The sequence below is a fragment of the Amycolatopsis dendrobii genome, from assembly GCF_014145675.1.
Classification (GTDB): Bacteria; Actinomycetota; Actinomycetes; order Mycobacteriales; family Pseudonocardiaceae; genus Amycolatopsis; species Amycolatopsis dendrobii.
Genome location: NZ_JACGZW010000014.1, coordinates 59,516 through 84,091 on the forward strand (window position 1 = coordinate 59,516; position 24,576 = coordinate 84,091).

Below are 24,576 nucleotides of genomic sequence, written 5' to 3' on the forward strand. Positions count from 1 at the left end.
ACCGTGATTGCCACTCACGAGTCCCACAGCCGCCGCTGCCCCGCGTCCGGATCCGACACCGTCTCGCTGACGTCGTCGAACACCCGCGTCACCCGGTCCTCCGGCCGGTACGACGCCCACCCCGGATCGCCGGTCGCCACGAACCGGACCCACGTTCCGAACATCTCCTCCGCCATCGCCCGCAGCCGCTCCGGATCCGGGCGGGCGATGGCGAACATAAAGCGCCAGTTGGGGTTGCCGACGTCGTCGAACACGAACGGCAGGTCCACCCCGTGCGCCGCGCCGAGCCCCTTCCCGCGCGGCGCGATCCGCCAGTCCAGCCGGTACATCCACGCCGTGCCGCCCGCCGCGTGCTGGGTCTCGGCCAGCCGGATCGCCGGCAGCCACCAGTCCCCCGCCGTGCGGACGCGGTTCACCAGCTGGTCCTCCGGCCAGTCCGGCAGCAGCTCCCGGTACGCCTCGGTCATCCGCGCGAGGTCGTCCGGTCCGAGCATCGTCGAACCGGTGCCGAGCAGTTTCGCGCCGCCGGTTTGCAGCCAGGAGAACAGATCCTGTTCGTCGGCCGTGGTGCCGGCGAGGATCCGGACTTCCCGGGCCGCCCCGTCCGCGACAGCTTCGCCGGGCCGCTGCGGCAGGAGATCCCCGTCGACCACCACGCGGTAGGTCACGAGGGTGCCGAGCTGAGCCGTGACCCGTTGCTGCGCGGTCAAAATCTCCGTGACCGGCAGCGTGCGCAGGTCCGCGTTGCCCAGCTCGGCCAGCACCGCTTCGCCGACAGCTTCCGCTTCGGCCGGGGTGTGGACGACGGAACCGACGCCGGTGCCGCTCTGCACGATCGCCTGGCTGAACAGCCCTTTCGCGGCCGGAACCGCCAGCAGCGTCCCCACCGTGCGGCCGCCGTTGGACTGCCCGGCGAGCGTGACGCGCCGCGGGTCGCCGCCGAACGCGGCCACGTTGTCGCGGACCCATTCCAGCGCGAGCACTTGGTCGTGCAACGAGAGATTCCCGTCGGAAACGCCGGGCAGCCGGAGCATGCCGAGCACCCCGAGCCGGTACGCGACGGTCACCACGACCACACCGCGGCGGGCATACGCGGACGCGTCGAACTGGTGCGGCGCGCCCATCACCCCGCCCCCGCCGTGGATCCACACGAGCACCGGATACGAACCAGGTGCTTCGGGCGCGTAGACGTTGACGTACAGGCAGTCCTCGTCGCCGACGAAGCGTTTCCCGGTCACGTCGGGCTGCGGGGCTTTGGCCGCGAACTCCGTCGCGTCGCGCACCCCGGTCCAGGACGCCGCCGGCACCGGCGGCCGGAACCGCAGCTCCCCCACCGGCGGTTCCGCGAACGGCACCCCCAGGAACAACCCTGCTCCGTCCCGCACCTCGCCGCGGACGGCACCGGCCCGCGTCTCCACCGTCGTCACGCCCGGCAGCCTAACGCCGGCCCCCGCGCGTGCTCCGGGGCCGCGGGTGATGATTGTCCCGTGGAAATCGCAGCGGAATTGGTGGCGCTCGTCCTGACGGTTCTCCTGGTGACCGTCGTCGCGCGCCGGATGGACTGGTCGGCTCCGCTGTGCCTCGTCGCGGTCGGCGTCGGGGTGTCGTTCATCCCCGGGGTGCCGCAGTACGAACTGGACCCGGAGATCGTCCTCATCGGGCTGCTGCCGCCGCTGCTGTACTCGGCGTCGATCCAGACGTCGCTGATCGCGTTCCGCAAGCTGCGCGGGCCGATCGCGCTGCTTTCGGTCGGGCTGGTGGTGTTCACCGCGTTCGGCGTCGGGCTGGTCGCCTGGCTGGTCGTGCCGGGATTGCCGCTGGCCGCCGGGATCGCGCTGGGCGCGGTCGTCGCACCGCCGGACGCGGTGGCGGCGAGCGTGGTCGCGCGGCGGGTCGGGATGCCGCGCAAGCTCGTCCGGCTGCTGGAGGGCGAAAGCCTCTTCAACGACGCCGCCGCGCTCGTCGCGCTGCGCACCGCGATCGCGGCGATCGCCGGCGCGGTCAGCCTCTGGCAGGTCGGTCTGGATTTCCTGCTCGCAGCGGCCGGCGGGATCGTCGTCGGCTTCCTCGTCGGGCTGATCGTGACGTACGTTCGCGCGAAGCTGGAAGACACGCTCACCGACACCGCGCTGTCGTTCGCGGTCCCCTTCGCGGCGTACCTGCTCGCTGAAGCGGTGCACGGATCCGGCGTGCTGGCTGTGGTCGTCACCGGCCTGATCCAGGGACACCAGACGCCGCGCATCCAGTCCGGGCCGTCGCGGCTGGCCAGCAGGCTGAACTGGGAGACCGTCCAGTTCCTGCTGGAGAACATGGTCTTCCTGCTGATCGGCCTGCAAGTGCGGGGCATCCTGCACGAGGTCGGCAAGAGCGGGCTGTCGCTGTGGCAGCTCGTCGGGATCTGCGCCGCGGTGCTCGCCGCGACGATCCTCACGCGGATGCTCTGGATGGTCGGCATCGGCGTGGTGAAACGCCTCCTGGACACCCTCGGCGTGGAACGCGGCAAGGTGTGGCCGTGGCGCTACTCGGCGGTGATCGCGTGGGCCGGGATGCGTGGCGTGGTCACGCTCGCCGCGGCGTTCGTGCTGCCGGCTGACACCCCGCAGCGCGCGGTGCTCGTGCTGGCCGCGTTCGTCGTGGTGGCCGGGACGCTCGTGGTGCAGGGCATGACGCTGCCGCCGCTGATCCGCCGTCTTCGCCTGCCTCGGCCGGACCCGGCGGAGGACGCTCTCCAGGAAGCCGCCGTGCTGCACGACATGACCCGTGCCGCGCTCACGAAGCTGGAGGAGCTGCGGCGTCCGGAGGACCCGCCCGAGGTGATCGAGCGGCTGCGCGACCGGTTGCAGGGCCGGTCCGACGCCGCCTGGGAACAACTCGGCAGGCAGAGCGCGCTCGCCGAAACCCCCAGCGACGCCTACCGTCGGCTGCGCGTCCAGCTTCTCGAAGCCGAACGCGAAGTGTTCCTGAAGGCACGGGACAGAGGCAGTGCCGACGACGCGGTGCTGCGCCGCGTGCTGGCCCGGCTCGACATCGAAGAATCCATGCTCGACCGCGACGAGGAGGAACCCCCGGTGGCCGAACGCGAACTCAGCACCCCCGCCGCCACGGCCGGGTCCTGCAAGCACCTCAGCCACGAGTGGCCGGAGAAGGAGCCCAGCTCCCCGGACTCCTGCGCCGAATGCGTCGAAGCCGGGACGACCTGGGTGCACCTGCGGAAGTGCCTCAAGTGCGGGCACGTCGCCTGCTGCGATTCGTCGCCGGGCAAGCACGCTTCGCAGCACTTCCGCGAAACCCTGCACCCGGTGATGCGCAGCTTCGAGCCGGGCGAGACGTGGCGATGGTGCTTCGTGGACAAGCAACTCGGTTGAGCCGACCGGTTAGGGTCGGGGCATGAGCACGCCCGAACAGGAAGTCGAGTACCGCCAGCACCGCTTCAGCCCGCCCTCGGGCGCCACCGAGATTTTCCTGGTGCGCCACGGGGAATCGATGCCGCAACGGCTCAGCGAGCCGTTCGATCTCGTCGACGGCCAGGCCGACCCGGACCTCGCGCCGGAAGGCCGCGACCACGCCGCCCGCGTCGGCGAGCGGCTGGCGTCGGAACGCATCGAAGCGCTGTACGTGACCACCTTGCGGCGCACCGCGCAAACCGCTGCGCCGCTGGCGGAAAAGCTCGGCCTCACCCCGGCCGTCGAGCCGGACCTGCGCGAGATCCACCTCGGCGAATGGGAAAACGGGCTGTTCCGCAAGCACACCGCCGAAGGGCATCCGCTGGCGCAGAAGCTGTGGGAACAACAGCGGTGGGACGTCCTGCCCGGCGCGGAATCCGACGAAGCGTTCGGCCTCCGGATCCGGGCCGCGCTCACCCGCATCGCCGCGGCGCATCCCGATCAGCGGGTCGCGGTGTTCACCCACGGCGGCGTGATCGGCGAGGTCTTCGCCCAGGCGAGCCGTGCGCTGGAGCGGTTCGCGTTCCTGGGCGCGGACAACGGCTCGATCTCGCACCTCGTGGTGCACGGCGAGAACTGGCTGATCCGCGGCTTCAACGACCGGTCTCACTTGGCGGCCCCGCTCGGCTGAGCCGGCTCGTCGCGGCGGACGACCCCCGCCGCGACGAGCTGCACCGTCACCAGCACCGCGATCGCCTCCGCGGCCAGCAGCCCGATGAGCACCAGCACCTGTGTCGTACCGGCTTGCAGCGGGCTCGCCCCGCCCAGCAGGACGCCGACGTACGCGCCCGGCAGCGTCACCAGGCCGACCGTCCGGGTCTGATCGAGTGCCGGGATCAACGCGTGCCCGGCCGACGGACGGCAGATTTCCAGCGCGGCATGCCTCGGCAGAAACCCCAGCGCCAGCGCGGCTTCGTACTCGCCGCGGCGTTGCTTGAGTTCGTCGAGCGCGCGGCGGGCCGCCTGCGAGGTCGCGGTCATCGAACCGCCGATCACGATCCCCGCGATCGGCACGACGGAAATCGGCTTCGCCGGGACGACGCCCGACCCGAGGACGAGCCCCAGCACCGGAAGCACGCCGGACGCCAGCGACAGCGCCACCCACCCGATCCGCTTCGGCACCCCGATCCGGCTCGCGGACGTCGCGGCGGCGATGGTGAACATCGCGAGGACGAACAACCCGGTCAGCCAGCCCGACCGCAGGATGACCGTGATGACCAGCGAAACGAGCGCGAGCTGCGCGACGGCGCGGACGGCCGCGACGAGCACCGCCCGCCCCTGCCCGAGCTGCCCGAACCGGACGACGGCCGCGCCCGCGAGCGTCAGCACCGCGAGCACGGCGATCAGCGCGGGCCCGAATCCGATCGCACCGTTCACGGGGTGATCCTGCCGCAGGCCGGGGTTCGGCGCGGCGAACCGGGGCCTTGTCCCGGACCGGTGCTGCCCCCGATGAGGCTTTCTTCGCGGCGGCCTGGCTGCAGGGGCGCTTGCGAGGGCGATGCGGAGCAGCCGCTGGCGAGACCCTTGCAGGGCTTCGCTCCCGCGGACCTTGATATCGCGAGCCAGGCCCGGCAGCGGGGCGAGACCCCCGCGCTCCTGCGAAACCCCGACGCGGGCCCCAGAGCTTCGAGCAGCTCCGGTCAGGCGCTGCAGCTGAGCTGCCGCCCCTCCCCGGACACCGATTTCTCGGCGACCACGTGCCCGTCGACCCGGATCCGGCACAGCAGCGCCCCGGCGCTCTGCGCGACCAGGCTGCTGAACACCGGCTGCGCGGCGGGAGCCTTCCGCTGCACCGTCACCGACCAGGGCAGCTGGACCTCGGCCTGTTGTTCGAGGTCGCCGCCGGTCGCGACGTAGGTGAGGTTGTGCGCGACGTCCCCGCCGGTCAGCTCGTAGACGACCGTGCGGGTCACCTCTTGCGCTACGGCGGGTTCGACGGTCACCGACGGCACCGACGCGGCCGGGGCGGGCCGGTCCGGGGTCGCTTTCGGCATGACGTACCACGCGACAGTGACCGCGACGGCGATGACGCCTGCCACGACCACCACGCTTCCGAGCGGCCGCAGCCTGCCCGTTTCCCCCCGGGCCGCCGTGGGCCGGGTCGCGCCAGGAACACCCATGGAGAGGTCTTCTCTTCTCGAGCGCACTTCCCGCGAGTGCGACGTCTGGTTCTTCGCCAGACCGTTACACGGCGTTAGCCAACCCGAGAAAATCAGCTCCATTTCACCCTGATGGGGGTAGGGGACGTTCGCTCACGAGCACGGTCACCACGCACGATGCCGATGACGCTCGCGCATCCCCCGGTTGACGCAGGGTGATCAGTCGACGAGCCCGGCCTCGGCCAGCATTCGCAGCACGCGCTGTCCGGCGGGCGGGCAGGCGGCGGCGTCCGCGGCGCTCAGCCAGGCGGCCTCGGCGATCTCGGCCGACGGCTCCGGTTCGCCGGTGTGGTCGGCGGTGTAGCAGGTCATCCGGACGCGGCGGCCGTCGGCGAATCCGTCGGCCCGCTCGTCGAGCAGCGCGAAGAACCGGAAGCTGAGCGGGTCGAGCGCGACGCCCAGTTCCTCGCGGATCTCCCGGCAGAGCCCCTCGACGTCGCCCTCGCCGGGTTCGCGCTTGCCGCCGGGGAGATAGAACCTTTCCTTGCCGGTCGTGCGGACGGACAGCAGCCGCCGGTCCCGCACGTGGACCCAGGCCAGGGCGTCGATCGGGGTCATGGGCGCCATTTTGTCGTACCCGAGGGGGATGATCGCGGGGTGTACTCGGAAAGCCCGCCGCCGGAGTCCCTGCGCCGCCTCGTGCGGTGCCGCTGGGAGTCGGTCGAGCCCGGCCCGAAGCGCATCGTCCCGGACGGCTGCGTGGACCTCGTCGCCGGCGCGGGCCAGGTGTTCGTGGCCGGACCGGACACGACGGCGTGGACGTCGGTGTACCCGCCCGGCACGCGCCTGCGCGGCCTGCGCTTCCGGCCCGGCGCGGCGGCCGCGATGCTCGGCGTGGGCGCGGACGAACTGCGCGACAGCCGCGTCCCGCTGCCGGACCTGTGGAACCGCCGCGGCGCGACTCTCGCCGACGAAATCCTCAGCGGCCGCGACCTTGCCGACGCGATGGCCGATGTCGCGACGGAGCGGGCCGCCGCCGCGGATCCGGTGGTGGAGCGGATGCTGGCGAGACTCGCCGCGGAGTCCGCTGGGGACACCGGAAATCTGAGCCGAGGAGAAGCACCCGCCACGCGACAACTGAGCGCGCGGCCATGGTCGAGTGCCGCCGAACCATCCGCGGGGCATCCGGCTGAACCGAGCCGAAGCGAACGGCAGGCGCGCCGCCTCTTCACTCTCGCAGTCGGCTACGGACCGGCCACCTACCGCCGAATCCTGCGCCTCCAACGAGCCATCGCACTGGCCCCCGCCGTAGCGACCCTCGCCGATCTAGCTGTCGCTGCGGGGTACGCCGACCAACCGCATCTCACCCGCGAATGCCGGGCCCTCACCGGCCTCACCCCGGGCGCCTGCTTTGCCAGGCAGCTCACTCCGCCGCCAGATCCTGTTGCCGCGCAAGGAAATGCGCCGTCTCCGCCGTAGCCGGATACAACGCCCGGTAATGCGCGTAGAACTCGTCGTACCGATCCGCCCGGACGGGATCCGGCTCGATCACCTCGGCGACCGGGTTCCACGCCTCGATATCCGGCTCCAACCCGACCGCCACCGCCGCCAGGTACGCGTCCCCGAAGCACGCCCCGACAGTTTCCGTCGGAAGATGCTGCGGCGTCCGCGTCACGTCGCTGACGATCCCCGTCCACACCCTGCCCTGCGTCCCGCCGCCGACCGCCACCAATCGGCGCGCGGGAGCACCCATCGCGGAAAGGTTGTGCCGCACCCCGTAAGCCGTCCCCTCCAACGCCGCGCGGTACAGCTCCGCCCGCCCGTGCGACGTGGTCAGCCCGGCGATCATCCCGCGTGCCAGCGGATCCGGCGCCGGGGTCCGCTCGCCCGCGAAGTACGGCAGCATCAGCAATCCGCGGCTTCCGGCCGGGACCTGACCGGCCGAGGCGACCAGTTCGGCGAAATCGCCGTCGAAGAGTTCCCGCAGCCAGTCGGTGATCGCGCCGGAGGTCGCCATTCCGGCGGCCAGCGAGTAGCTGCCCGGGAAAACCCCGCGAGTCGCCCACAAGCCGGGCACCGGACGGGCCTCGGCGACAGCCTGGACGAGGAACATCGTGGTGCCGTACATGACCATCGTGTCGCCGGGCTCGCGCACGCCCGCACTGGCCGCTTCGGCCCACGCGTCGATCGTGCCGCAGGCGACCGGCAATCCGGCAGGCAATCCGGTCTCGGCGGCCGCTTCGGCGGTGACCGTGCCGACGACCTCGGTCGGCCAGGCGAGCCGCGGCAGGTCGATTCCGGGCGCGACGAGCGCGGCCCAGTCCTCCGCCCAATCTCCCGCGCGCAGGTCGTACATCGGGTCGCATTGGCTGGCCGAATGGTGGTCGAGCACATACTCGCCGGTCAGCCGCTGGACGAGATACGAACTCGCCATCAGGAACTGCCGGGCCCGCGCGGCGACGTCCGGTTCGTGCCGGTACAGCCACCGCCACTTCGGGCCGACCGCCTGGCTCGACAGCGCGCTCCCGCACCGTTCCACAATGGACTCTTCGCCGAGTTCGGCGGTCAGCTCGGCGATTTCCGCGCCCGCCCGGGTGTCCACGCCGTAGAGAATCGCCGGGCGCAGCGGCCGTCCGCCGGCGTCCGCGGGCAGCAGCACCGGGCCGATGCCGCTCACCGCGAGCCCGGCGGGTTTCGCGCCGTCGGCCAGCAGTTCGCGGACCAGCTCGGCGAACCCGGCCCACCACACGGTTTCGGCGTCGTGCTCGAACCAGCCGGGGCGCGGGCGGGAGGTGCTGTGCGGGCGGGCGGCGCGCGCCAGTACAGTGCCGTCCGCACCCACGAGGACGCCTTTCGAACTGGACGTGCCGATGTCGATGCCGAGCAACGGGCCCGGTCGCATCACAGCACCCCCGGCAAGCGGACGGTAAACGATTACCGGCAAGGTATTCTGCGCTCACCGGGGTGTCAAGGAAGCCAGGACGAGGAGGCTCGGTGGCCACGATCAGCGACGTCGCCGCCAGGGCAGGCGTCTCGACCGCCACGGTGTCGCGGACACTGAACGGCAAGTCCACAGTGGACCCCGAGCTGGCCGCCCGGGTGCTGGAGGCCGCCGAGGAGCTCGGCTATCACCCGAACGGACTGGCGAGAAACCTGCGCCGCCAGGAGACCGCCGTGCTCGCGCTGATCATCTCCGACGTCGAGAACCCGTTCTTCACCTCGATCGCGCGCGGGGTCGAGGATCTCGCGCAGGTGTCGGGGTACTCGGTCGTGCTCTGCAATTCCGACGAGAACGAGGACAAGGAACGCCGGTACCTCGACGTCGCGCTCCAGGAACGCGTCGCGGGCGTGCTGCTCTCCCCCACCGGCCCGGCCACGAGCGTCACGCGGCTGCGCCGGCTCGGCATCCCGGTGGTCGCGGTCGACCGGCCGCTGCCCGGCACCGACGGCGACCAGGTCCTCGTCGACACCCGGCGCGCCGCCCGGCAGGCGACCCGGCATCTCGTCGCGAACAGCTACCGGCGGGTGGCGTGCCTGACCGGCCCGCCCGGCGTGCGCACCGCCGACGACCGGCTGTCCGGCTACTTCGACGCGGTCGGCGAGGAGAACGCGATCTTCCGCCGCGCCGAGTACCGCGCGGAAGGCGCGCGCCACGCCGCCGGGGACCTGCTGGACCAGCCGGTGCCGCCGGACGCGCTGCTGGTCGCCAACAGCACCATGGCGATCGGCGTTCTGGAGGCGCTCGCGGAGCGGAGCCTGCGGGCCGGTCGCGACATCGGCATCGTCTCGTTCGACGACGCCCCGTGGACGACGCTGATCGACCCGCCGCTGACGGTCGTGGCTCAGCCCGCGTACGAGATCGGCCGGGTCGCCGCGCAATTGCTGCTGGCCCGCATCGCCGACAGCACCCGCGAACCGGTCACCACGACGCTGGACGCGCAGCTGATCGACCGGCAAAGCTCGCACCGCTGACCGGCCGCGCCGGGAAACCGGCGGCGCAAGGATCCAGCCCCGGCGCGCGGCGAAATCCGGCGAGCAGACCCAGGCCGAAAACGGAATCCGAGGGAAACGACGTGCCTGGCGGCCCGGCGGAGATCCGCCGAGCCGCCAGGCACGCCCCACCCCCTGTCCCCCCAGCTTCCGCCGCGGACGGCGGAGCACGGGCCGCACCCGAGGGCGGGAAACCGATTACTCGTTCGCAACGTAAATCGGCGGTCCGGGAGTGTCAAGCACTCGAAAGCCTGGACAAGCCACCCGGTGCGGGGCAGACTGTCCCGAACTCGCCTACGCATCGTGTTGACTTCTGTGCGATGCGTGTCGATCTTTGGTGAATTCACCCACAAAAAGGCGAGAAACCGCACGAACCCGCACACACGCGCTAGGCTGAGCGTATGTCGATAGCGCTGGAGAACGTTCTCGCAAGAGCCGGCCTCAAAGCCGACGCGAACGAGTTTCTCACGCTCGTGGAGGACGCGGCCCGCAGGCTGTCGCCGCCCAACCCCGACCCCTCGCACTACTTCTCCCCCGACCAGCAGGCCGCGCTGACCGACGCGGGGCTCGATCTGAGCCCGCGCGACGAGGGCGAACCGGACTTCCGCGCGCGCACCGTCGCCGCGCACGCCGTGCTCGCCGACTCCGCGCTCTCGGTCGGCCAGGCCGCCGAGATGCTGAACGTCGACGACAGCCGGATCCGGCACCGCCTCAAGGAAGGCAGGCTCACCGGCTGGAAGGACCAGGGCTGGCGGCTGCCCGCGTGGCAGTTCAACGGCGCGGGCGTGCTGCCCGGCCTCGAGACCGTGCTGCGCGCCGTCCCCGAGGACCAGCCCGCGCTGGTCGTCGCGGCGTTCATGAACACCCCGCAGCCCGACCTGGTGATCAGCGACCGGCCGGCCACGCCGCGGCAGTGGCTGCTCGCCGGCGGCGACCCCGAGCAGGTGGCCCGGCTCGTCGCCACGCTCGGCTCGCCGTTCTGACCCGCTGACCTTCCCCGCCTGCGCACCGCCCGCCCACCGCGGCGCAGGCCCGCCCCCTGCCCCGACACAGGACGGACAACCTCCCCCGCATGGCCCGGCTCCCCTCGCCTCCGGCGCGGTCGGCTCTGGTCAAGGGGCTCGACCGCAGCCACGACGTGGTTTCGGTGCAGCCCGAGACCCGGCTGGTCCGCATCTTCACCGCGCACGGCAACCATCCGCAGCAGTGGAACACCTTCCGCTACACCGGCCCGCTCCCGCACGGCCGGTTCGACCAGCAGACGCCCGGCCGCGGCGGCCGCCCGGTCACCGACCCGGGCAACGGCGTGCTGTATTTCGGCCTGACCGTGCGCACGAGCGTCGCCGAGGTGTTCCAGACGACCTCGACGGTGGACCGCACGACGCGCGGCCCGCGGCTGGTCGTGGTGCGCCCGACGCGCGTGCTTCGGCTGCTCGACCTCACCGGGTTGTGGCCGACCCGGGTCGGCGCGTCGCAGGAGATCTCCAGCGGCCCGAAGAAGATCACCCAGGCGTGGGCGCGGGCGATCCGCGGCGCGATGCCGGACCTCGACGGGCTCTGGTACCGCTCGTCGATGGACGCGGGCAAGCCCTCGGTGTGCCTGTGGGACCCGCCCGCGGGCGCGGCGCTGCCGATCGCCCCGGACGTCCTGCTTCCGCTGGACCATCCGGGGCTCGACGTGCCGCTCGGGCGGGTGTGCGAGGAGCTGAACTACACGCTGCTCAGCTGAGGTGCCGGGCCCACCAGGCCAGCACCGCCTCGAACCGCTGCACCCGGTGCCGCGGCTTGCCCGAGCGCGTCAGCTCGTGCCCCTCTCCCGGGAACAGCAGGAATTCCGTCTCGACCCCGGCCTGGCGCAGCGCCACGAACTGCCGCTGCGCCTGCTCCAGCGGGCACCGCCAGTCCTGCTCGGAGTGCACGACGGCGAACGGGATCCGGATGTCCGCGGCGTAGCTGAGCGGGCTGCGGCGACGCTGTTCCTCCGGGTCCGCGCCGACGTAGCCCTCGGTGAAGTAGTAGCCGATGTCGGAGCTGCCCGCGAAGGAATCCCACGCGTTCACCGCGCGCTCGCTCCACGCCGCGCGGAACCGGTCCGGGTGCTTCGCGGCGACCCAGCTCGTCATGAACCCGCCGTAGGACCCGCCCATGATGCCGGTCCGCGACGCGTCGAGGTCCGGCCGCTCCAGCGCCTTGTCGAGCAGCGCGAGCACGTCGTCGACGTCGACGGTGCCCATGTTGTGCACGACCGAAGTACCGTGCGATTGCCCGTATCCGGCCGAGCCGCGCGGATTGCCGAGCACGACCGCGAACCCGGCCGACGCGTACACCTGCGCCTCGTCGAACACCGTCCATTCCTGCTGGGCGAACGGCCCGCCGTGCACCACGCGCAGCACCGGGTGCGGCCCCTCGCCTTCCGGAAGGACGAGCCAGCCGTGCACCGGGTAGCCGTCCGGCGCGGTCGTCTCGAGCTCCACGACCTCGCAAAGACCCTTGTCGCGCAACGGCTTCGAGTAATCGGTGAGCGTGCGCGGACTGTCCGCGCCAAGCACCACCAGCTCGCCCGCAGTGTCCAAACCGGCCACAACCGCGACGACAGTGCCGCCGTCCGCCGCGAATCCGTGGACTGCCGAATGCCCGGCATGCAGCACACGCAAGTCGTCGAACTTCGCACCGTCGCCGTCCGTCGCGATCGCGCGCAGTTCCACCGCACCCCGATTGCGCACGGCGACCAGCACCTCGTCGCCCAGCGGAACCGCCGGGCCGGAGCCGCTCTCGATGTCCACGGTCTCCACATCGGTCAGCCGCCGCGGTTTCCCGTCCGGAACGACCGCGTACAGCCCGGTATTGGAGGCGACGACGACACCGTCCTCATGAGACGTGCCGAAGAAGTAGAGCGTGCCGTCCGGCGCGTACACCGGCTGATCGGCATACCCGGCGCAGGCGGCCAGGACCTCGGGGGCGCCACCGTCGACCGGAAACGCGACGAGGTCGTGCTCGCGCGTTTCGATCCGGTCGAAGTCGTGCGGCACGATCACGACGACGCGCTCGCCGTCCGGCGTCCAGACCGGCTGGCTGACGCTGTAGTCGCGCGGCGTCACCGCTTCCGGCTCGCCCTCCTCGAAGGTGTCGAGCACGAACAGCCGCTTCGGCCGGTCACGCAGGAAACCGACGTTGTCGATGCGGTAGTCGAGCCGCGTGATCAGCCGCGGCGCCTCGGCGGCGGGCTCCGGTGTGCGCTCGTCGGCGTCCTCGGTGCCGTAGCGGCCCGGCTCGGCCTCCCGCGCGGTGAACGCGAGCCAGCGCGAATCCGGAGCCCACACCGGCGCGTCCGCACCGAGGTGCAGCGAAGTGAGCTTCCGGGATTCGCCGCCGTCGACGGGCATCACGTGCACCTGCGGGCTGCCCTCGGCGCCCTTGCCTTCGCCGGCGCGCAGGAACGCGACCCACCGGCCGTCCGGCGAGATCGCCGGCGACGAGTCGCGCGGCCCCTGCGTCCACGGCGTTTCGCCGCCGGAGAGCGAGATCCGCCGGATCGCGCTGCGGTACTGGTCGGTTTCCAGGTCGGGACTGCTCACCGCGGCGAGCAGGAGGTCACCGCGCAGCGCGGGACGGCCGGGGACGGCGAGGACTTCGATGTCGGCAGGACGCATGCCGACGACCGTACCCGATCCTTAGCAAGGCAAACGACCTATTTGGCCTCGACCGCCCGCCGTTCGTCGCGCTTGGCCTTCGCCAGGCTCAGCACCGTGGTCACGGTGAGGACGACGACGATGACGCCGAGGGACATCCAGTTGCTGATGTCCAGCCAGTCCGGCGCGAGGTGGTACTCGTGCAGCGCGTGCACCACCAGCTTCGCGCCGATGAAGGCGAGGATCACCGCGAGGCCGTAGCTGAGGTACACCAGCTTCGTGACCAGCCCGCCGAGCAGGAAGTACAACTGCCGCAGGCCCATCAGCGCGAACGCGTTCGCGGTGAAGACCAGGAACGCCTCCTGGGTGATGCCGAAGATCGCGGGGATGGAGTCCACCGCGAACAGCAGGTCGGCCGAGCCGATCGCGACGATCACCAGCAGCATCGGGGTGATCTTCCGCTTGCCGTCTTCCTTCACCAGGTACTTGTGGCCGCGGTAGTCGTCGGTGACCGGGAAGAGCTTGCGCACCCAGCGGGTGAGCGCGTTCTCGTGGTACTCCTCCTCGTCGCCGTTGCCGCGCAGCATGCTGATCGCGGTCCAGACGAGCACCGCGCCGAAGACGAAGAACACCCAGACGAACTGGTTGATCAGCGCCGCGCCGACCGCGATGAACACGCTCCGCATGCCCAGCGCGATCAGGATGCCGACGAGCAGCACGCGGTGCTGGTGGATCGCGGGCACCTTGAACGAGGTCATGATGATCATGAAGATGAACAGGTTGTCCACGCTCAGCGAGTACTCGGTGATGTACCCGGTGAAGAACTGGACCCCGGGGTCGTGCCCGGCGAAGAACCAGATGCCCGCTCCGAACAGGACGGCGCAGGCGATGTAGAAGATCACCCAGCGCGCGGCCTCGCCGGTGGTCACCTCGTGCGGCTTGTGGTCGACGATCACCAGGTCGATGGCGATCAGCGCGAGCAGCCCGCCGACTGTCGCGAACCACAGCCACAGGGGGACGGTCATATCTGAAACCTCCGGATAGTGCGCAGCAGCAACTAACCGGAGGTCTCTCCCGCCGGTGCGAGACCGGCCGACGGTGCCGGGGACCTCGGCGAATGACTCGCCCGGGTCACCGTGCTGACGACACCGCCGCGAAGGAATACTCCCCTCACAGCGCGTTCAGTCTGCCGGTTACGCGCTGCGAACGCCAGCCGGGGTTGCCTACGTCACCGGACCGGCCGTGTTTTCTTCATCACTCCGGGCATCGGACGGGCGAACCGGCCGGATCCGGACACTCTCCGCACAGTCGAACCACCGCGGATGCGGAATCGGAGGCGCTGGGGGCAAGAAGGCGAGGTCGGGGCTCGTGCGTGGCGATGCCGGGCAGAACCGGCATCGCCGCTCGCGAGAACGGCACCGGGCGGGTGAACCGTGTCTGATCCGTGTTAGCCCGCATGCCCGTTCTCAGGAAAATAGTCATAACGTCGCTTCGTGCCCCGAATCCCGTTTCCCCGCACCCGCGGTTCCCGGCTCGTCGCCGTCGCCACCGTGGTGCTGGTCGCCGCGGCCGCGGTGACCGTCTGGGCGACCCGCGACCGCGGTCCCGCACCGGTCCGGACCCAGGACGCGTTCGTCGCGATGCCCGCCGCACCCGGTTCCCCCGATCAGGTCCGGATCGACACGACGACCTACTACCCCGAACACACGCCCGCGCCCGCCGTGCTGCTCGCGCACGGCTTCGGCGGCGACAAGTCCAGTGTGGACCCGCAGGCGCGCGAACTGGCCCAGCGCGGGTTCGTGGTGCTCGCCTGGTCCGCGCGCGGATTCGGGCACAGCACCGGCAAAATCGGGCTGAACGACCCCGACGGCGAGGTCGCCGACGCACGACGGCTGGTCGACCGGCTGACGGCAAGTCCCGAAGTGGCGACCGGCGCCGACGGCCAGCGCGAGATCGGGGTGACCGGAGCGTCGTACGGCGGCTCGCTGTCGCTGCTGCTCGCCGGGACCGACCACCGGGTGCGCGCGCTCGCACCAGTGATCACCTACAACGACCTCGGCCAGGCTCTCGTGCCGAACGCCGCGGCGTCGGCTGCTCCGTCGGCGAAGACCCCGGCGGCCGGTGCCTTCTCGCCGGACGGCGTCTTCAAGAAGAGCTGGGCGGGCATCTTCTTCTCCGCCGGTTCGGGCGCGGCCGCGGCGAGCACGCCGTCCGCCGAAGCGCCGGAAGCGGGACAGAAGACCAACGACAACGGCAGCACCGCGGGGAACAGCGGCGGCACCGCGCCGCAAGCCGCCGCGCCACCGGCTGGCGCACGGGCGGAGCGGCCGTCCGCGGATCCGTGCGGCCGGTTCACCGCGGCGGTGTGCAAGGCGTACTCGGAACTCGCGACCACCGGCAAGGCCAGCCCGGAGACGGTCGCGCTGCTGCACCGCGTCTCGCCCTCGTCGGTCACCGGCAAGATCACCGCGCCGACGCTGCTCGTGCAGGGCGAGAGCGACACGCTCTTCGGGCTCGACCAGTCCGACGCCACCGCGCGGCAGATCACCGCGGCGGGCGGGCCGGTGCGCACGATCTGGTACACCGGCGGCCACGACGGCGGCATCCCCGGACCGCAGTTGCGCGCGAAGATCGGCGACTTCCTGTGGTCGTCGCTCACCGGTCAGGGCGACCCCGGCCGCGGATTCAGCTACGACGTCCAAGGCACGTTGCGCGCCAACGGAACCCCGTCGGTGCGGACGGTCAACGCCGCCGTGTACCCCGGGCTCGACGGCACCGGTGCCGAGCGGAAGCAGGTGGCGCTCACCGGTCCGGCGCAGCCGATCGTCCGGCCCGCGGGCGCGAATCCGGCCGCGGTGAGCGGAATTCCGGGGCTCAACGGGCTCGCGGCGGGCACCTCCCGGCTGGCTCCGCTGTTCAGCAGCGACCCGCCGGGGCAGGCCGCGCAGTTCGGCACCGCGCCGTTCGACAGCCAGGTGCTGCTGTCCGGTTCGAGCACGGTCCGGTTGCAGGTCGCGACCGACCCGGCGCATCCGCAGCCGGAAGCGGTGCTGTTCGCGAAGCTGTACGACGTCGGCCAGGACGGCACCCGGGTGCTGCCCGCGAACGCGGTCGCGCCCTTCCGGGTCACCGGACTGCCCGCGGACGGCACGCCGGTCGACGTCACGGTGACGCTGCCGGGCGTCGTGCGGCCGATCGACTCCGGGCATTCGCTGCGGCTCGTCGTGGGGACGACGGACCAGGCGTACTCGGTGCCGACGCAGCCGGGAGTGTTCCGGGTCGGGCTCGCTCCGGGCGCGGCGCTCGCCGTCCCGGTGGTGCCCGGCGCGTCGGTCGGCGCTCCCCTTCCGGTCGGGCAGCTGATCGGCATCGGCGCGACGCTGCTGGTCGCGATCGCGGTCGTCGTGGTCGCGGCGATCCGCCGCCGCCGGGCGCACGACGTCGACCCGGAACTCGCGGACACCCCGCTGGTGATCAAGGGGCTGCGCAAGCAGTACGCGGGCGGGTTCACCGCCGTGTCGGACCTGTCGTTCCGCGTCGAACCGGGCCAGGTGCTCGGCCTGCTCGGCCCGAACGGCGCGGGCAAGACGACCACCTTGCGGATGCTGATGGGCCTGATCACGCCGAGCGCGGGCGAGATCCGCGTGTTCGGCCACCGGATCACGCCGGGCGCTCCGGTGCTTTCGCGGATCGGGTCCTTCGTCGAGGGGTCCGGATTCCTGCCGCACTTGTCCGGCAAGGCGAACCTGGAGCTGTACTGGGCGGCGACCGGGCGGCCGGTCGAGAAGGCGCATTTCACCGAGGCGCTGGAGATCGCCGGGCTCGGCGACGCGGTGCACCGCCGGGTGAAGACCTACAGCCAGGGCATGCGGCAGCGGCTCGCGATCGCGCAGGCGATGCTCGGGCTGCCGGAGCTGATGGTGCTCGACGAACCGACCAACGGGCTCGACCCGCCGCAGATCCACCAGATGCGGGAGGTCCTGCAGCGCTACGCCGCCACCGGGCGCACCGTCGTCGTCTCGAGCCATCTCCTGGCCGAGGTCGAGCAGACGTGTTCGCACGTGGTGGTCATGCACCGCGGGAGGCTCGTCGCCTCGGGCGAGGTCGGCGAGCTGGCGGCCTCGAGCGGCGAGGCCACGTTCCGGGTCGGCGACCCGGCGGCGGCCGCGGCGGCGCTCAAGAGCGTCGGCGGGGTGTCGGACATCGAGACCGAGGGCGATCTGGTGCACGCGAATCTCGACGGGCTGCCGCGCGCCGACGCGGTCGCGGCGCTCGTGCGCGCCGGGGTCGCGGTCGAGCAGGCAGGGCCGCGCCGACGGCTCGAGGACGCGTTCCTGCAGCTGGTGGGAGAGGATTCATGAGCGAGGGCAACGGTTCCGGCGGGGTGCACACCGACCCGGCCGCACTGCAGGAGCTGAGCGACCTGGCCACCGCGGAACCGGCCGAGGTCGGCCCGGACGGCGCGGTCGCGGGCTACCGGGCCGACCGGACGCTGCGGCTGAGCGTGGAGCTGAAACGGCAGCTGCGCCGCAGGCGGACCCAGCTGGTGCTGGCGTTCGTCGCGGTGCTGCCGTTCATCCTCGTGGTGGCGTTCCAGATCGGGCAGTCGAATCCGAACCGCCGCTCCGGCGGGTTCGTGGACCTCGCGACGGCGAGCGCGCCGAACTTCGTGGTGCTCGCGTTCTTCGTGTCCGGCACGTTCCTGCTGCCGATGATCGTCGCGTTGTTCTTCGGCGACACGATCGCGAGCGAATCGTCGTGGTCGAGCCTGAAGTACCTGCTGGCGATCCCGGTGCCGCGGCACCGGCTGCTGCGGCAGAAGGCCGCGGTGTCCGGGCTGCTGTCGATCGCCGCGCTGGTGCTGCTGCCGGTGGTTTCGCTGCTGGTCGGCATCATCTGGTACGGCGCGGGCGACGCGATCAGCCCCACCGGCGACGCGGTCAGCTTCGGCGACAGCCTGCTCGCGCTGCTGATGTCCACTGTGTACATCGTGGTGCAGCTGGCCTGGGTCGCCGGGCTCGCGCTGCTGCTGAGCGTGTCGACGGAGGCTCCGCTGGGCGCGGTCGGCGGGACGGTGCTGGTGGCGATCCTGTCGCAGATCCTCGACCAGATCACCGCTTTGGAAGGGTTGCGGAACTATCTGCCGACGCATTACTCGTTCGCCTGGATCGACTTGATCTCCACCGACATCGACTGGACGAACCTGGCCAGCGGGGTGCTGTCCTCGGTCATCTACACGACGGTGTTCCTGCTGCTGGCGGGCCGCCGGTTCGCACGCAAGGACGTCACCAGCTGAGGCGGACGTCCGGTACGGTTCGGCGCGTGACGATCCACCTGGAACTCGACGCCGGCGTCGCACTCGTGACCCTCGACCACGGGCGCGGCAACACCCTCGACACCGCCACCTGCAAAGAGCTGGTGATCAGACTCGAAGAGGCCGACGCCGCCGGGGCGCGCGCGGTCGTGCTCACCGGATCCGGCGACATGTTCTCCGCCGGAGTGGACCTGGTGGCGCTCGACGAGGGCGGCGCGCGCTACGTCGGCGATTTCCTGCCCGCGTTGTCGGACGCGTTCCTCGCCGTGTTCGGCTTCCCGCGCCCGGTGGTGGCGGCGGTGAACGGCCACGCCATCGCGGGCGGCATGGTGCTGGCCGCGGCGTGCGACCACCGGATCGCCGCGGACGGCCCCGGCCGCATCGGCGTGACGGAGCTGCTGGTGGGCGTGCCGTTCCCGTTGTCGGCGCTGGAAATCCTGCGCTGCACCTACGGCACGACGCCGCTGCCGTCCCTCATCTACAGCGGCGCGACGGTCACCATGCCCGACGCACTCCCCCGCGGCCTGGTCGACGAGGTCGTGGCGAGCGAGGACTTGCTCGGCCGGGCCCGCGAACTGGCCGCCCGCCTCGGCGAGCTGCCCGCGGAGGCGTTCGCGCACACGAAGCAGCAGCTGCGCCAGCCGTATCACCAGCGGATCGCGGAGAACCGCGTGTCCGACGACGCACAGGTGGAGCGGCTGTGGCGGTCCGAACCGGCGCTCGCGGCGGTGAAGGCGTACGTGGAGAAGGTGCTGAAGCACTGACCTGCCGCCCGGGCCGTGCGCGGGAACGGGAGACTTTCTTGCCTCGGCTCTGCCCGCGCACCCATTGCTTCGGGCGCATGTTTCTGTGAAAGTCGAAGCGAGGGTCCGGGAAACCGGGGGTGCCTCAGTTCGGAGCGCACCCCCGGGTCGGGGGCCGCTCGTTGTCACGGATCCGGTCAGTTCTCTTCCAGCTTGACCAGCTCCAGGTCGGTCTGCGGGAAGTCGTCGCCGATGCAGAGCAGCGGTTCTCCGGCGAGCTTGGCGGCCGCATAGGTGAGGCAGTCGCCGAAATTCAGCGCTGCGGGATGCCTGCCTTTGCCGTACCGCAGGTATGCGGTCTGCGCGGTCCGCCAGTGCGCCTCGCCGAACGTGAGAATGTCGAACCGCCGCCGCTGCAGAAACGAAGCCAGCAGCGTCGCGCCTCGCTCGCCTTCCTTGTGCGTCAGCACGATCGAGGTCTCCGCCAGCGTCGGCGCCCCGATCCGGCATTCCTCCGCGCCGCCGATCGCCCGGGCGATCGGCACCGCCAGCGGTTCGCCCAGGAGGACCGCCACTACCGCGGAACTGTCGATGATCACACGCCACCTGGCCCGTAGCCGAGGATTTCCTCGCGCTCGGCCTTGCTGACCGGCTTGCCCCGGTTCTCCGCCGAGACCTGCGGCCAGATCTCGTCCTGCAAGAAGCGCACGAAGTCGTCCGCGTTCTGCTCCGCGCTCCGCTGCGCGAGCAGCCGGTCCCGCATGATCCGCAGCGAATCGCGGACCGCGCCGGTTTTGGTGGTGCCGGTCAGCTCGGCCACCTCGGCGGCCAGGCGCTCCGTTTCCGGATCTTTGATATTCAATGCCATGGTGGAATGGTACCCGGCTATGGTGTAACTACTTAATTCCTGCCGCGTCCATCCCCCGCAGTTCCTTCTTCAGGTCGGAGACCTCGTCGCGCAGCCGGGCGGCCAGTTCGAACTGCAGGTCGCGGGCGGCCTGCATCATCTGGTCGGTCATCTGCTGGATCAGATCGGCCAGTTCGGCGCGCGGCATCGACGACACGTTCTTGTCGGTGAGCATGCCCGAGCTGCGGACCCGGTCGCCCTGTTCCGGCTTCTTGCCGCGCGAGGCGTTGCGGCCCGAACCGCCGACCGCGACCGCCTCGTCGGAGTCTTCCGCTTCGTTGTAGACGCGGTCGAGGATGTCGGCGATCTTCTTCCGCAGCGGCTGCGGGTCGAGGCCGCGCTCCTCGTTGTAGGCGACCTGCTTGGCGCGGCGGCGGTCGGTCTCGTCGATGGCGTACTGCATCGAATCGGTGATCTTGTCCGCGTACATGTGGACCTCGCCGGACACGTTCCGCGCCGCGCGGCCGATGGTCTGGATCAGCGAGGTTCCGCTGCGCAGGAAGCCTTCCTTGTCCGCGTCGAGGATCGCGACGAGCGACACCTCGGGCAGGTCGAGGCCCTCGCGCAGCAGGTTGATGCCGACCAGGACGTCGTAGTCGCCCGCGCGCAGCTGGCGCAGCAGCTCGACCCGGCGCAGCGTGTCGACCTCCGAGTGCAGGTACCGGACCCGGATGCCCAGCTCCAGCAGGTAGTCCGTGAGGTCTTCGGCCATCTTCTTGGTGAGCGTGGTGACCAGGACGCGCTCGTCCTTGTCCGCGCGCTCGCGGATCTCGTGCACCAGGTCGTCGATCTGCCCCTCGGTGGGCTTCACGACCACCTTCGGGTCGACCAGGCCGGTGGGCCGGATGACCTGCTCGACGAACTCGCCGCCGGTCCGGCCCATCTCGTACGGGCCCGGCGTCGCCGACAGGTACACCGTCTGCCCGATCCGGTCGGAGAACTCCTCCCAGGTCAGCGGCCGGTTGTCGACCGCGCTCGGCAGCCGGAACCCGTAGTCGACGAGGTTGCGCTTGCGGCTCATGTCGCCCTCGTACATGCCGCCGATCTGCGGCACCGTCTGGTGCGATTCGTCGATGACCAGCAGGAAGTCTTCCGGGAAGTAGTCGATCAGCGTGGCGGGGGCGGAACCCGCGCCGCGGCCGTCGATGTGCCGCGAGTAGTTCTCGATGCCGGAGCAGAAGCCGACCTGGCGCATCATCTCGATGTCGTAGGCGGTGCGCATGCGCAGCCGCTGGGCCTCCAGCAGCTTGCCCTGCTTCTCCAGCTCGGCCAGCCGCTCCTCCAGCTCGGCCTCGATGCCGCGGATCGCCTTCTCCATCCGCTCCGGCCCGGCGACGTAGTGCGTGGCCGGGAAGATCCGGACCTCGTCGACCTCGCGCACGATGTCGCCGGTGAGCGGGTGCAGGTAGTACAGCTTGTCGATCTCGTCGCCGAAGAACTCGACGCGGATCGCCAGCTCCTCGTACGCCGGGATGATCTCCACCGTGTCGCCGCGGACGCGGAACGTGCCGCGCGCGAAGGCGATGTCGTTGCGCGAGTACTGCACGTCGACCAGCGCGCGCAGCAGCACGTCGCGCTCCACCGTGCCGCCGACCTCCAGCTTCGTGGACCGGTCGAGGTAGGACTGCGGGGTGCCGAGGCCGTAGATGCAGGACACGGACGCGACGACGATGACGTCGCGTCGCGAGAGCAGATTCATCGTGGCGGAGTGGCGCAGCCGCTCGACGTCGTCGTTGATCGACGAGTCCTTCTCGATGTAGGTGTCCGTCTGCGCGATGTACGCCTCGGGCTGGTAGTAGTCGTAGTAGCTGACGAAGTATTCGACCGCGTTGTGCGGGAACAGCTCGCGCAGCTCGTTGGCCAGCTGCGCGGCCAGCGTCTTGTTCGGGGCCATCACGAGCGTGGGCCGCTGGACGCGTTCGATCAGCCACGCGGTGGTGGCCGATTTGCCGGTGCCGGTGGCGCCGAGCAGCACGACGTCTTTCTCGCCCGCCTTGATCCGGCGTTCGAGATCGTCGATGGCCGCGGGCTGGTCGCCCGCGGGCTGGTACTCGCTGACGACCTCGAACCGGCCGCCGGCGCGAGGCACCTCGGAGACGGGGCGGAAGTCGGACTGGGCGAGGACGGGGTGTTCGGTTGCGAAAGCCACGGGAACCAGGGTAGGCCGGGGCACCGACAATTTCCGCGACGGCCGGTGTGAGCTGGGGATCCTCTCCTCATCCGGGGCGCGGGGGACGCGGCTGCCGGACCTCGCGGGCCCGCACCGGCGGCGGGCGGGCCGGCCCGGCAGCCGAGCGCCGGGGTCGTTGCCCAAGAACCAACCAGCCGGTGACACAACGGGCATTTCACTGGTGTCGGTGCCCTTGGTGGATGTTCAGCAGCTGCAGCAGTCGCATCCGCCGCAGCAGTCGCAGTCGCACCCGCTGCAGCAGTCACAGCCGCAGTCGCAGCTGGCGCCGTTCGGTTCGCCGCTCCAGGGGCCCGGGTACGGGTCGCGGCAGCAGAACTGGCACGAGCAGCACATGTACGTCGCGATCGCGCAGCCCGCGAAGAAGTTCCGGCGTTTCGGCGGGACCGCGAACTTCGGCGCCCAGCAGCCGCCGCCCTTGCCGTCCAGGGAGTCCCCACCCTCCGGCGGTTCGGGACCGTCCGGACCGCCCGGGCCACCGGGCCCGCCAGGTCCGGGAGGACCGCCGGGCCCAGGCATTCCAGCAGGTCCGTACCCCGGCGGCGGAGCCCCGTAGCCGTGCGGCGGCCCGTAACCCGGCGGAGGCCCGTACGCAGGCGGCAGCCCCGGCTGCCCGGGCGCCCCGATCCCCGGCCCGTACGGCGACTGCTGCGGCGCTGGTCCCGGCCCGATCCACCCGGGCGGCGGCTGCTGGCCGTGCAGGTGGTGATGCCCGAACGCCCGTCGCACCGCCTGCCGGAGCTCGTGCACCAGCAGCGCGTGCACCAACGCCGAATCAGCGAACTCGGCCTCGCGCAACGCCAGTTCGACCCCGAGCACCGCGTCCGAACACAGCCGATGCGCCTCGTCCAGCGCGGTTCCCGTGGCCAGCAACGGATTCCAGGAGCCGGACGCCGCGTCCGCAGCCAGGTCCTCGACCGCGTCGAGCAGGTGCGCCACCCGGCCGAACAGCCGTCCGGCCTCGGCGAGCGGCGCGCGGTTGCCGGGGCGTCCGGCCAGCACCGCGGTCTGCGCGAACGCCGCGGACGACGCCAGCTCGGCCGGTTCGGTCGCCAGCAACGGCGAGTCCCCGGCGCGAATCGCGCGTTCCAGCTCGCCCTGCCGGCCGACGGCTTCGGTCAGGACCGCGGTGTCGAAGCCGATGCCCGCGCCCGTCCGCCCGCCCTGCGCGGCCCAGCGCCGCGCGACCAGCCGCGCCGCTCCCGCCACCGGGCGCCGGGCGAAAGCGCCGTCCCGGTCGGCGACGTGGTCGTCCACCTTCGCCGAAGCCAGCACCAGCGACACCGCCGCGGCGAGCCGGGCGCCGTCGCCGACCGCGACCGACGCCGGGCGCATCGACCGCAGCGGGCACGGTCCCGCGGCACGCCGGGGTCCGCTCGGCGTCTGTGCCTCGACCAGCGCCGAAACGATCAGCGCGTCGTAGTTCGTCACGACCCGGGCGAACTGCCCGTGCTGGTCGCGCAGCGCGAGGCAGAGGCCGCACAGGTGTGCCATCCAGTCCGCGTGGAGGCGGCCGGCCAGCCGGTGCCGGCAGGGTCTGATGATCCCGAACATGCGCGCGTACCCCCAGGAGAACCGAATGACTCGCGAACTTTAGCCCCTCGACCGGGCCCCTAACCGGTTTTTCCGGCGATTCTCGCGAAGCGCGCGGACAAGGCAGGATGGGCGGATGACCGATCTGCACCCGCCCAAGGTCGAGACGTTCGACCCGGCCGCCCGCGTGAACATCGACAACAAGGGCATCCGCCGCGACGTGGAGGAGTTCCGCGAGGAGCCGTTCGGCCTGTACCTGGCGCGGCCGACGCCGGGGCGGGCGCAGTTCCACTACCTCGAATCGTGGCTGCTGCCGGGGCTCGGGCTGCGGATCACCGACTTCTGGTTCAGCCCCGGCCACGAACGCGACCAGGACTTCTACCTCGACGTCGTGCGCGTGCACCGCGACGGCCCGCGCTGGGTCGCCACCGACCTCTACCTCGACCTCGTGCTCAAGGACAAGATCTCGGTCCGGGTGATCGACACCGACGAGCTGCTCGCCGCCGTCGCCGGGAACCTGCTCTCCCAGCAAGAAGGCGAGTACGCGCTCGAAGTCGCCTACGCTGCGGTCGAGGGCCTCGCCGCGCACGGATACGACCTCGCCGCCTGGCTGTCCGCAAAGGACATGACACTCGGCTGGCGCAGGCATCCATAACCGGGAACGGGGGAATTCCCCACCCCCGCCCGGCGGTCAGCCGGATTACCGGCAGCGGCTCGCCCGGCCACGATC

21 protein-coding genes are annotated in these 24,576 nt (G+C 71.3%); 10 read left to right on the forward strand and 11 right to left on the reverse strand.

Going from position 1 to position 24,576, the window contains the following annotated elements:
* Positions 1-14: 14 nt before the first annotated feature.
* Positions 15-1,427 (reverse strand): carboxylesterase/lipase family protein, encoded by a 1,413-nt coding sequence (locus tag H4281_RS35635; protein WP_182895269.1) that lies wholly within the window; start codon positions 1,425-1,427, stop codon positions 15-17.
* Positions 1,428-1,487: 60 nt separating this feature from the next.
* Between H4281_RS35635 and H4281_RS35640 the strand changes: the two genes are divergently transcribed.
* Both H4281_RS35640 and H4281_RS35645 read left to right on the forward strand, forming a co-directional pair.
* A complete protein-coding gene (locus H4281_RS35640) occupies positions 1,488-3,365 on the forward strand; it encodes a Na+/H+ antiporter (protein WP_237600292.1) in 1,878 nt (625 codons plus the stop codon).
* A gap of 22 nt (positions 3,366-3,387) precedes the next feature.
* Positions 3,388-4,074 (forward strand): histidine phosphatase family protein, encoded by a 687-nt coding sequence (locus H4281_RS35645; protein ID WP_182895270.1) that lies wholly within the window; start codon positions 3,388-3,390, stop codon positions 4,072-4,074.
* On the opposite strand, the gene H4281_RS35650 is transcribed toward H4281_RS35645, so the two are convergent.
* From H4281_RS35650 to H4281_RS35660, 3 genes are all read right to left on the reverse strand, one after another.
* On the reverse strand, positions 4,050-4,820 hold the full coding sequence (locus tag H4281_RS35650; RefSeq protein ID WP_182895271.1) for an ABC transporter permease: 771 nt from the start codon (positions 4,818-4,820) through the stop codon (positions 4,050-4,052). The two genes, H4281_RS35645 and H4281_RS35650, sit on opposite strands and share 25 nt — an antisense overlap.
* A gap of 263 nt (positions 4,821-5,083) precedes the next feature.
* Positions 5,084-5,563 carry an MmpS family transport accessory protein gene (locus H4281_RS35655; RefSeq protein WP_182895272.1) on the reverse strand — a complete coding sequence of 160 codons (480 nt, stop codon included), beginning with the start codon at positions 5,561-5,563 and terminating at the stop codon, positions 5,084-5,086.
* 198 nt (positions 5,564-5,761) lie between these two features.
* A complete protein-coding gene (locus tag H4281_RS35660; RefSeq protein ID WP_182895273.1) occupies positions 5,762-6,160 on the reverse strand; it encodes an NUDIX hydrolase in 399 nt (132 codons plus the stop codon).
* Between the two features lie 39 nt (positions 6,161-6,199).
* On the opposite strand from H4281_RS35660, the gene H4281_RS35665 reads away from it, so the two are divergent.
* Positions 6,200-7,021, forward strand: coding sequence for an AraC family transcriptional regulator (locus H4281_RS35665; RefSeq protein ID WP_182895274.1), 822 nt, complete (start codon positions 6,200-6,202; stop codon positions 7,019-7,021).
* Here H4281_RS35665 and H4281_RS35670 read toward each other — a convergent pair.
* Positions 6,966-8,444 (reverse strand): FGGY-family carbohydrate kinase, encoded by a 1,479-nt coding sequence (locus H4281_RS35670; protein ID WP_182895275.1) that lies wholly within the window; start codon positions 8,442-8,444, stop codon positions 6,966-6,968. The genes H4281_RS35665 and H4281_RS35670 overlap by 56 nt on opposite strands.
* Before the next feature lie 92 nt (positions 8,445-8,536).
* On the opposite strand from H4281_RS35670, the gene H4281_RS35675 reads away from it, so the two are divergent.
* From H4281_RS35675 to H4281_RS35685, 3 genes are all read left to right on the forward strand, one after another.
* Positions 8,537-9,514 carry a LacI family DNA-binding transcriptional regulator gene (locus tag H4281_RS35675; protein WP_182895276.1) on the forward strand — a complete coding sequence of 326 codons (978 nt, stop codon included), beginning with the start codon at positions 8,537-8,539 and terminating at the stop codon, positions 9,512-9,514.
* A 419-nt stretch (positions 9,515-9,933) separates the two neighbouring features.
* The gene (locus H4281_RS35680) at positions 9,934-10,515 is read left to right on the forward strand and encodes a DNA-binding protein (RefSeq protein WP_182895277.1); all 582 of its coding nucleotides are present in this window, start codon (positions 9,934-9,936) and stop codon (positions 10,513-10,515) included.
* 89 nt (positions 10,516-10,604) lie between these two features.
* On the forward strand, positions 10,605-11,261 hold the full coding sequence (locus H4281_RS35685) for an RES family NAD+ phosphorylase (protein WP_101439344.1): 657 nt from the start codon (positions 10,605-10,607) through the stop codon (positions 11,259-11,261).
* Here H4281_RS35685 and H4281_RS35690 read toward each other — a convergent pair.
* Positions 11,254-13,182, reverse strand: coding sequence for a S9 family peptidase (locus H4281_RS35690; protein WP_182895278.1), 1,929 nt, complete (start codon positions 13,180-13,182; stop codon positions 11,254-11,256). The genes H4281_RS35685 and H4281_RS35690 overlap by 8 nt on opposite strands.
* 38 nt (positions 13,183-13,220) lie before the next feature.
* Positions 13,221-14,186 (reverse strand): TerC family protein, encoded by a 966-nt coding sequence (locus H4281_RS35695; protein WP_182895279.1) that lies wholly within the window; start codon positions 14,184-14,186, stop codon positions 13,221-13,223.
* A 468-nt stretch (positions 14,187-14,654) separates the two neighbouring features.
* On the opposite strand from H4281_RS35695, the gene H4281_RS35700 reads away from it, so the two are divergent.
* The 3 genes from H4281_RS35700 to H4281_RS35710 are packed head-to-tail and all read left to right on the forward strand — an operon-like array spanning position 14,655 to position 19,239.
* Complete coding sequence (locus tag H4281_RS35700) at positions 14,655-17,522, forward strand: alpha/beta fold hydrolase (RefSeq protein WP_182895280.1); 2,868 nt, start codon at positions 14,655-14,657, stop codon at positions 17,520-17,522.
* A complete protein-coding gene (locus H4281_RS35705; protein WP_182895281.1) occupies positions 17,519-18,457 on the forward strand; it encodes an ABC transporter permease in 939 nt (312 codons plus the stop codon). Before H4281_RS35700 ends, H4281_RS35705 begins: the two co-directional genes overlap by 4 nt.
* A gap of 26 nt (positions 18,458-18,483) precedes the next feature.
* Complete coding sequence (locus tag H4281_RS35710; protein ID WP_182895282.1) at positions 18,484-19,239, forward strand: enoyl-CoA hydratase/isomerase family protein; 756 nt, start codon at positions 18,484-18,486, stop codon at positions 19,237-19,239.
* 176 nt (positions 19,240-19,415) lie between these two features.
* On the opposite strand, the gene H4281_RS35715 is transcribed toward H4281_RS35710, so the two are convergent.
* The 4 genes from H4281_RS35715 to H4281_RS35730 form a co-directional block, all read right to left on the reverse strand.
* Entirely contained in the window at positions 19,416-19,817 is a 402-nt protein-coding gene (locus H4281_RS35715; protein WP_182895283.1) for a type II toxin-antitoxin system VapC family toxin, read from the reverse strand.
* Positions 19,814-20,086, reverse strand: coding sequence for a type II toxin-antitoxin system VapB family antitoxin (locus tag H4281_RS35720; RefSeq protein ID WP_182895284.1), 273 nt, complete (start codon positions 20,084-20,086; stop codon positions 19,814-19,816). Before H4281_RS35720 ends, H4281_RS35715 begins: the two co-directional genes overlap by 4 nt.
* A 28-nt stretch (positions 20,087-20,114) precedes the next feature.
* Entirely contained in the window at positions 20,115-22,274 is a 2,160-nt protein-coding gene (gene uvrB, locus H4281_RS35725) for an excinuclease ABC subunit UvrB (RefSeq protein ID WP_304504566.1), read from the reverse strand.
* 225 nt (positions 22,275-22,499) lie between these two features.
* Positions 22,500-23,867, reverse strand: a complete 1,368-nt coding sequence (locus H4281_RS35730) for a DUF5685 family protein (RefSeq protein ID WP_182895285.1) — start codon at positions 23,865-23,867, stop codon at positions 22,500-22,502.
* Between the two features lie 115 nt (positions 23,868-23,982).
* Between H4281_RS35730 and H4281_RS35735 the strand changes: the two genes are divergently transcribed.
* Entirely contained in the window at positions 23,983-24,501 is a 519-nt protein-coding gene (locus tag H4281_RS35735; RefSeq protein ID WP_182895286.1) for a ribonuclease FAU-1 family protein, read from the forward strand.
* The last annotated feature ends 75 nt before the right edge of the window (positions 24,502-24,576 follow it).

Excerpts from the sequence above, each read along its gene's own strand:
- H4281_RS35655 (WP_182895272.1), bottom strand. The coding sequence starts at position 5,563 with ATGGGTGTTCCTGGCGCGACCCGGCCCACGGCGGCCCGGGGGGAAACG.
- H4281_RS35730 (WP_182895285.1), bottom strand. The coding sequence starts at position 23,867 with ATGTTCGGGATCATCAGACCCTGCCGGCACCGGCTGGCCGGCCGCCTC.
- H4281_RS35660 (WP_182895273.1), bottom strand. The coding sequence starts at position 6,160 with ATGACCCCGATCGACGCCCTGGCCTGGGTCCACGTGCGGGACCGGCGG.
- H4281_RS35720 (WP_182895284.1), bottom strand. The coding sequence starts at position 20,086 with ATGGCATTGAATATCAAAGATCCGGAAACGGAGCGCCTGGCCGCCGAG.
- H4281_RS35670 (WP_182895275.1), bottom strand. The coding sequence starts at position 8,444 with ATGCGACCGGGCCCGTTGCTCGGCATCGACATCGGCACGTCCAGTTCG.
- H4281_RS35695 (WP_182895279.1), bottom strand. The coding sequence starts at position 14,186 with ATGACCGTCCCCCTGTGGCTGTGGTTCGCGACAGTCGGCGGGCTGCTC.
- H4281_RS35685 (WP_101439344.1), top strand. The coding sequence starts at position 10,605 with ATGGCCCGGCTCCCCTCGCCTCCGGCGCGGTCGGCTCTGGTCAAGGGG.
- H4281_RS35690 (WP_182895278.1), bottom strand. The coding sequence starts at position 13,182 with ATGCGTCCTGCCGACATCGAAGTCCTCGCCGTCCCCGGCCGTCCCGCG.
- H4281_RS35705 (WP_182895281.1), top strand. The coding sequence starts at position 17,519 with ATGAGCGAGGGCAACGGTTCCGGCGGGGTGCACACCGACCCGGCCGCA.
- H4281_RS35735 (WP_182895286.1), top strand. The coding sequence starts at position 23,983 with ATGACCGATCTGCACCCGCCCAAGGTCGAGACGTTCGACCCGGCCGCC.
- H4281_RS35645 (WP_182895270.1), top strand. The coding sequence starts at position 3,388 with ATGAGCACGCCCGAACAGGAAGTCGAGTACCGCCAGCACCGCTTCAGC.
- H4281_RS35680 (WP_182895277.1), top strand. The coding sequence starts at position 9,934 with ATGTCGATAGCGCTGGAGAACGTTCTCGCAAGAGCCGGCCTCAAAGCC.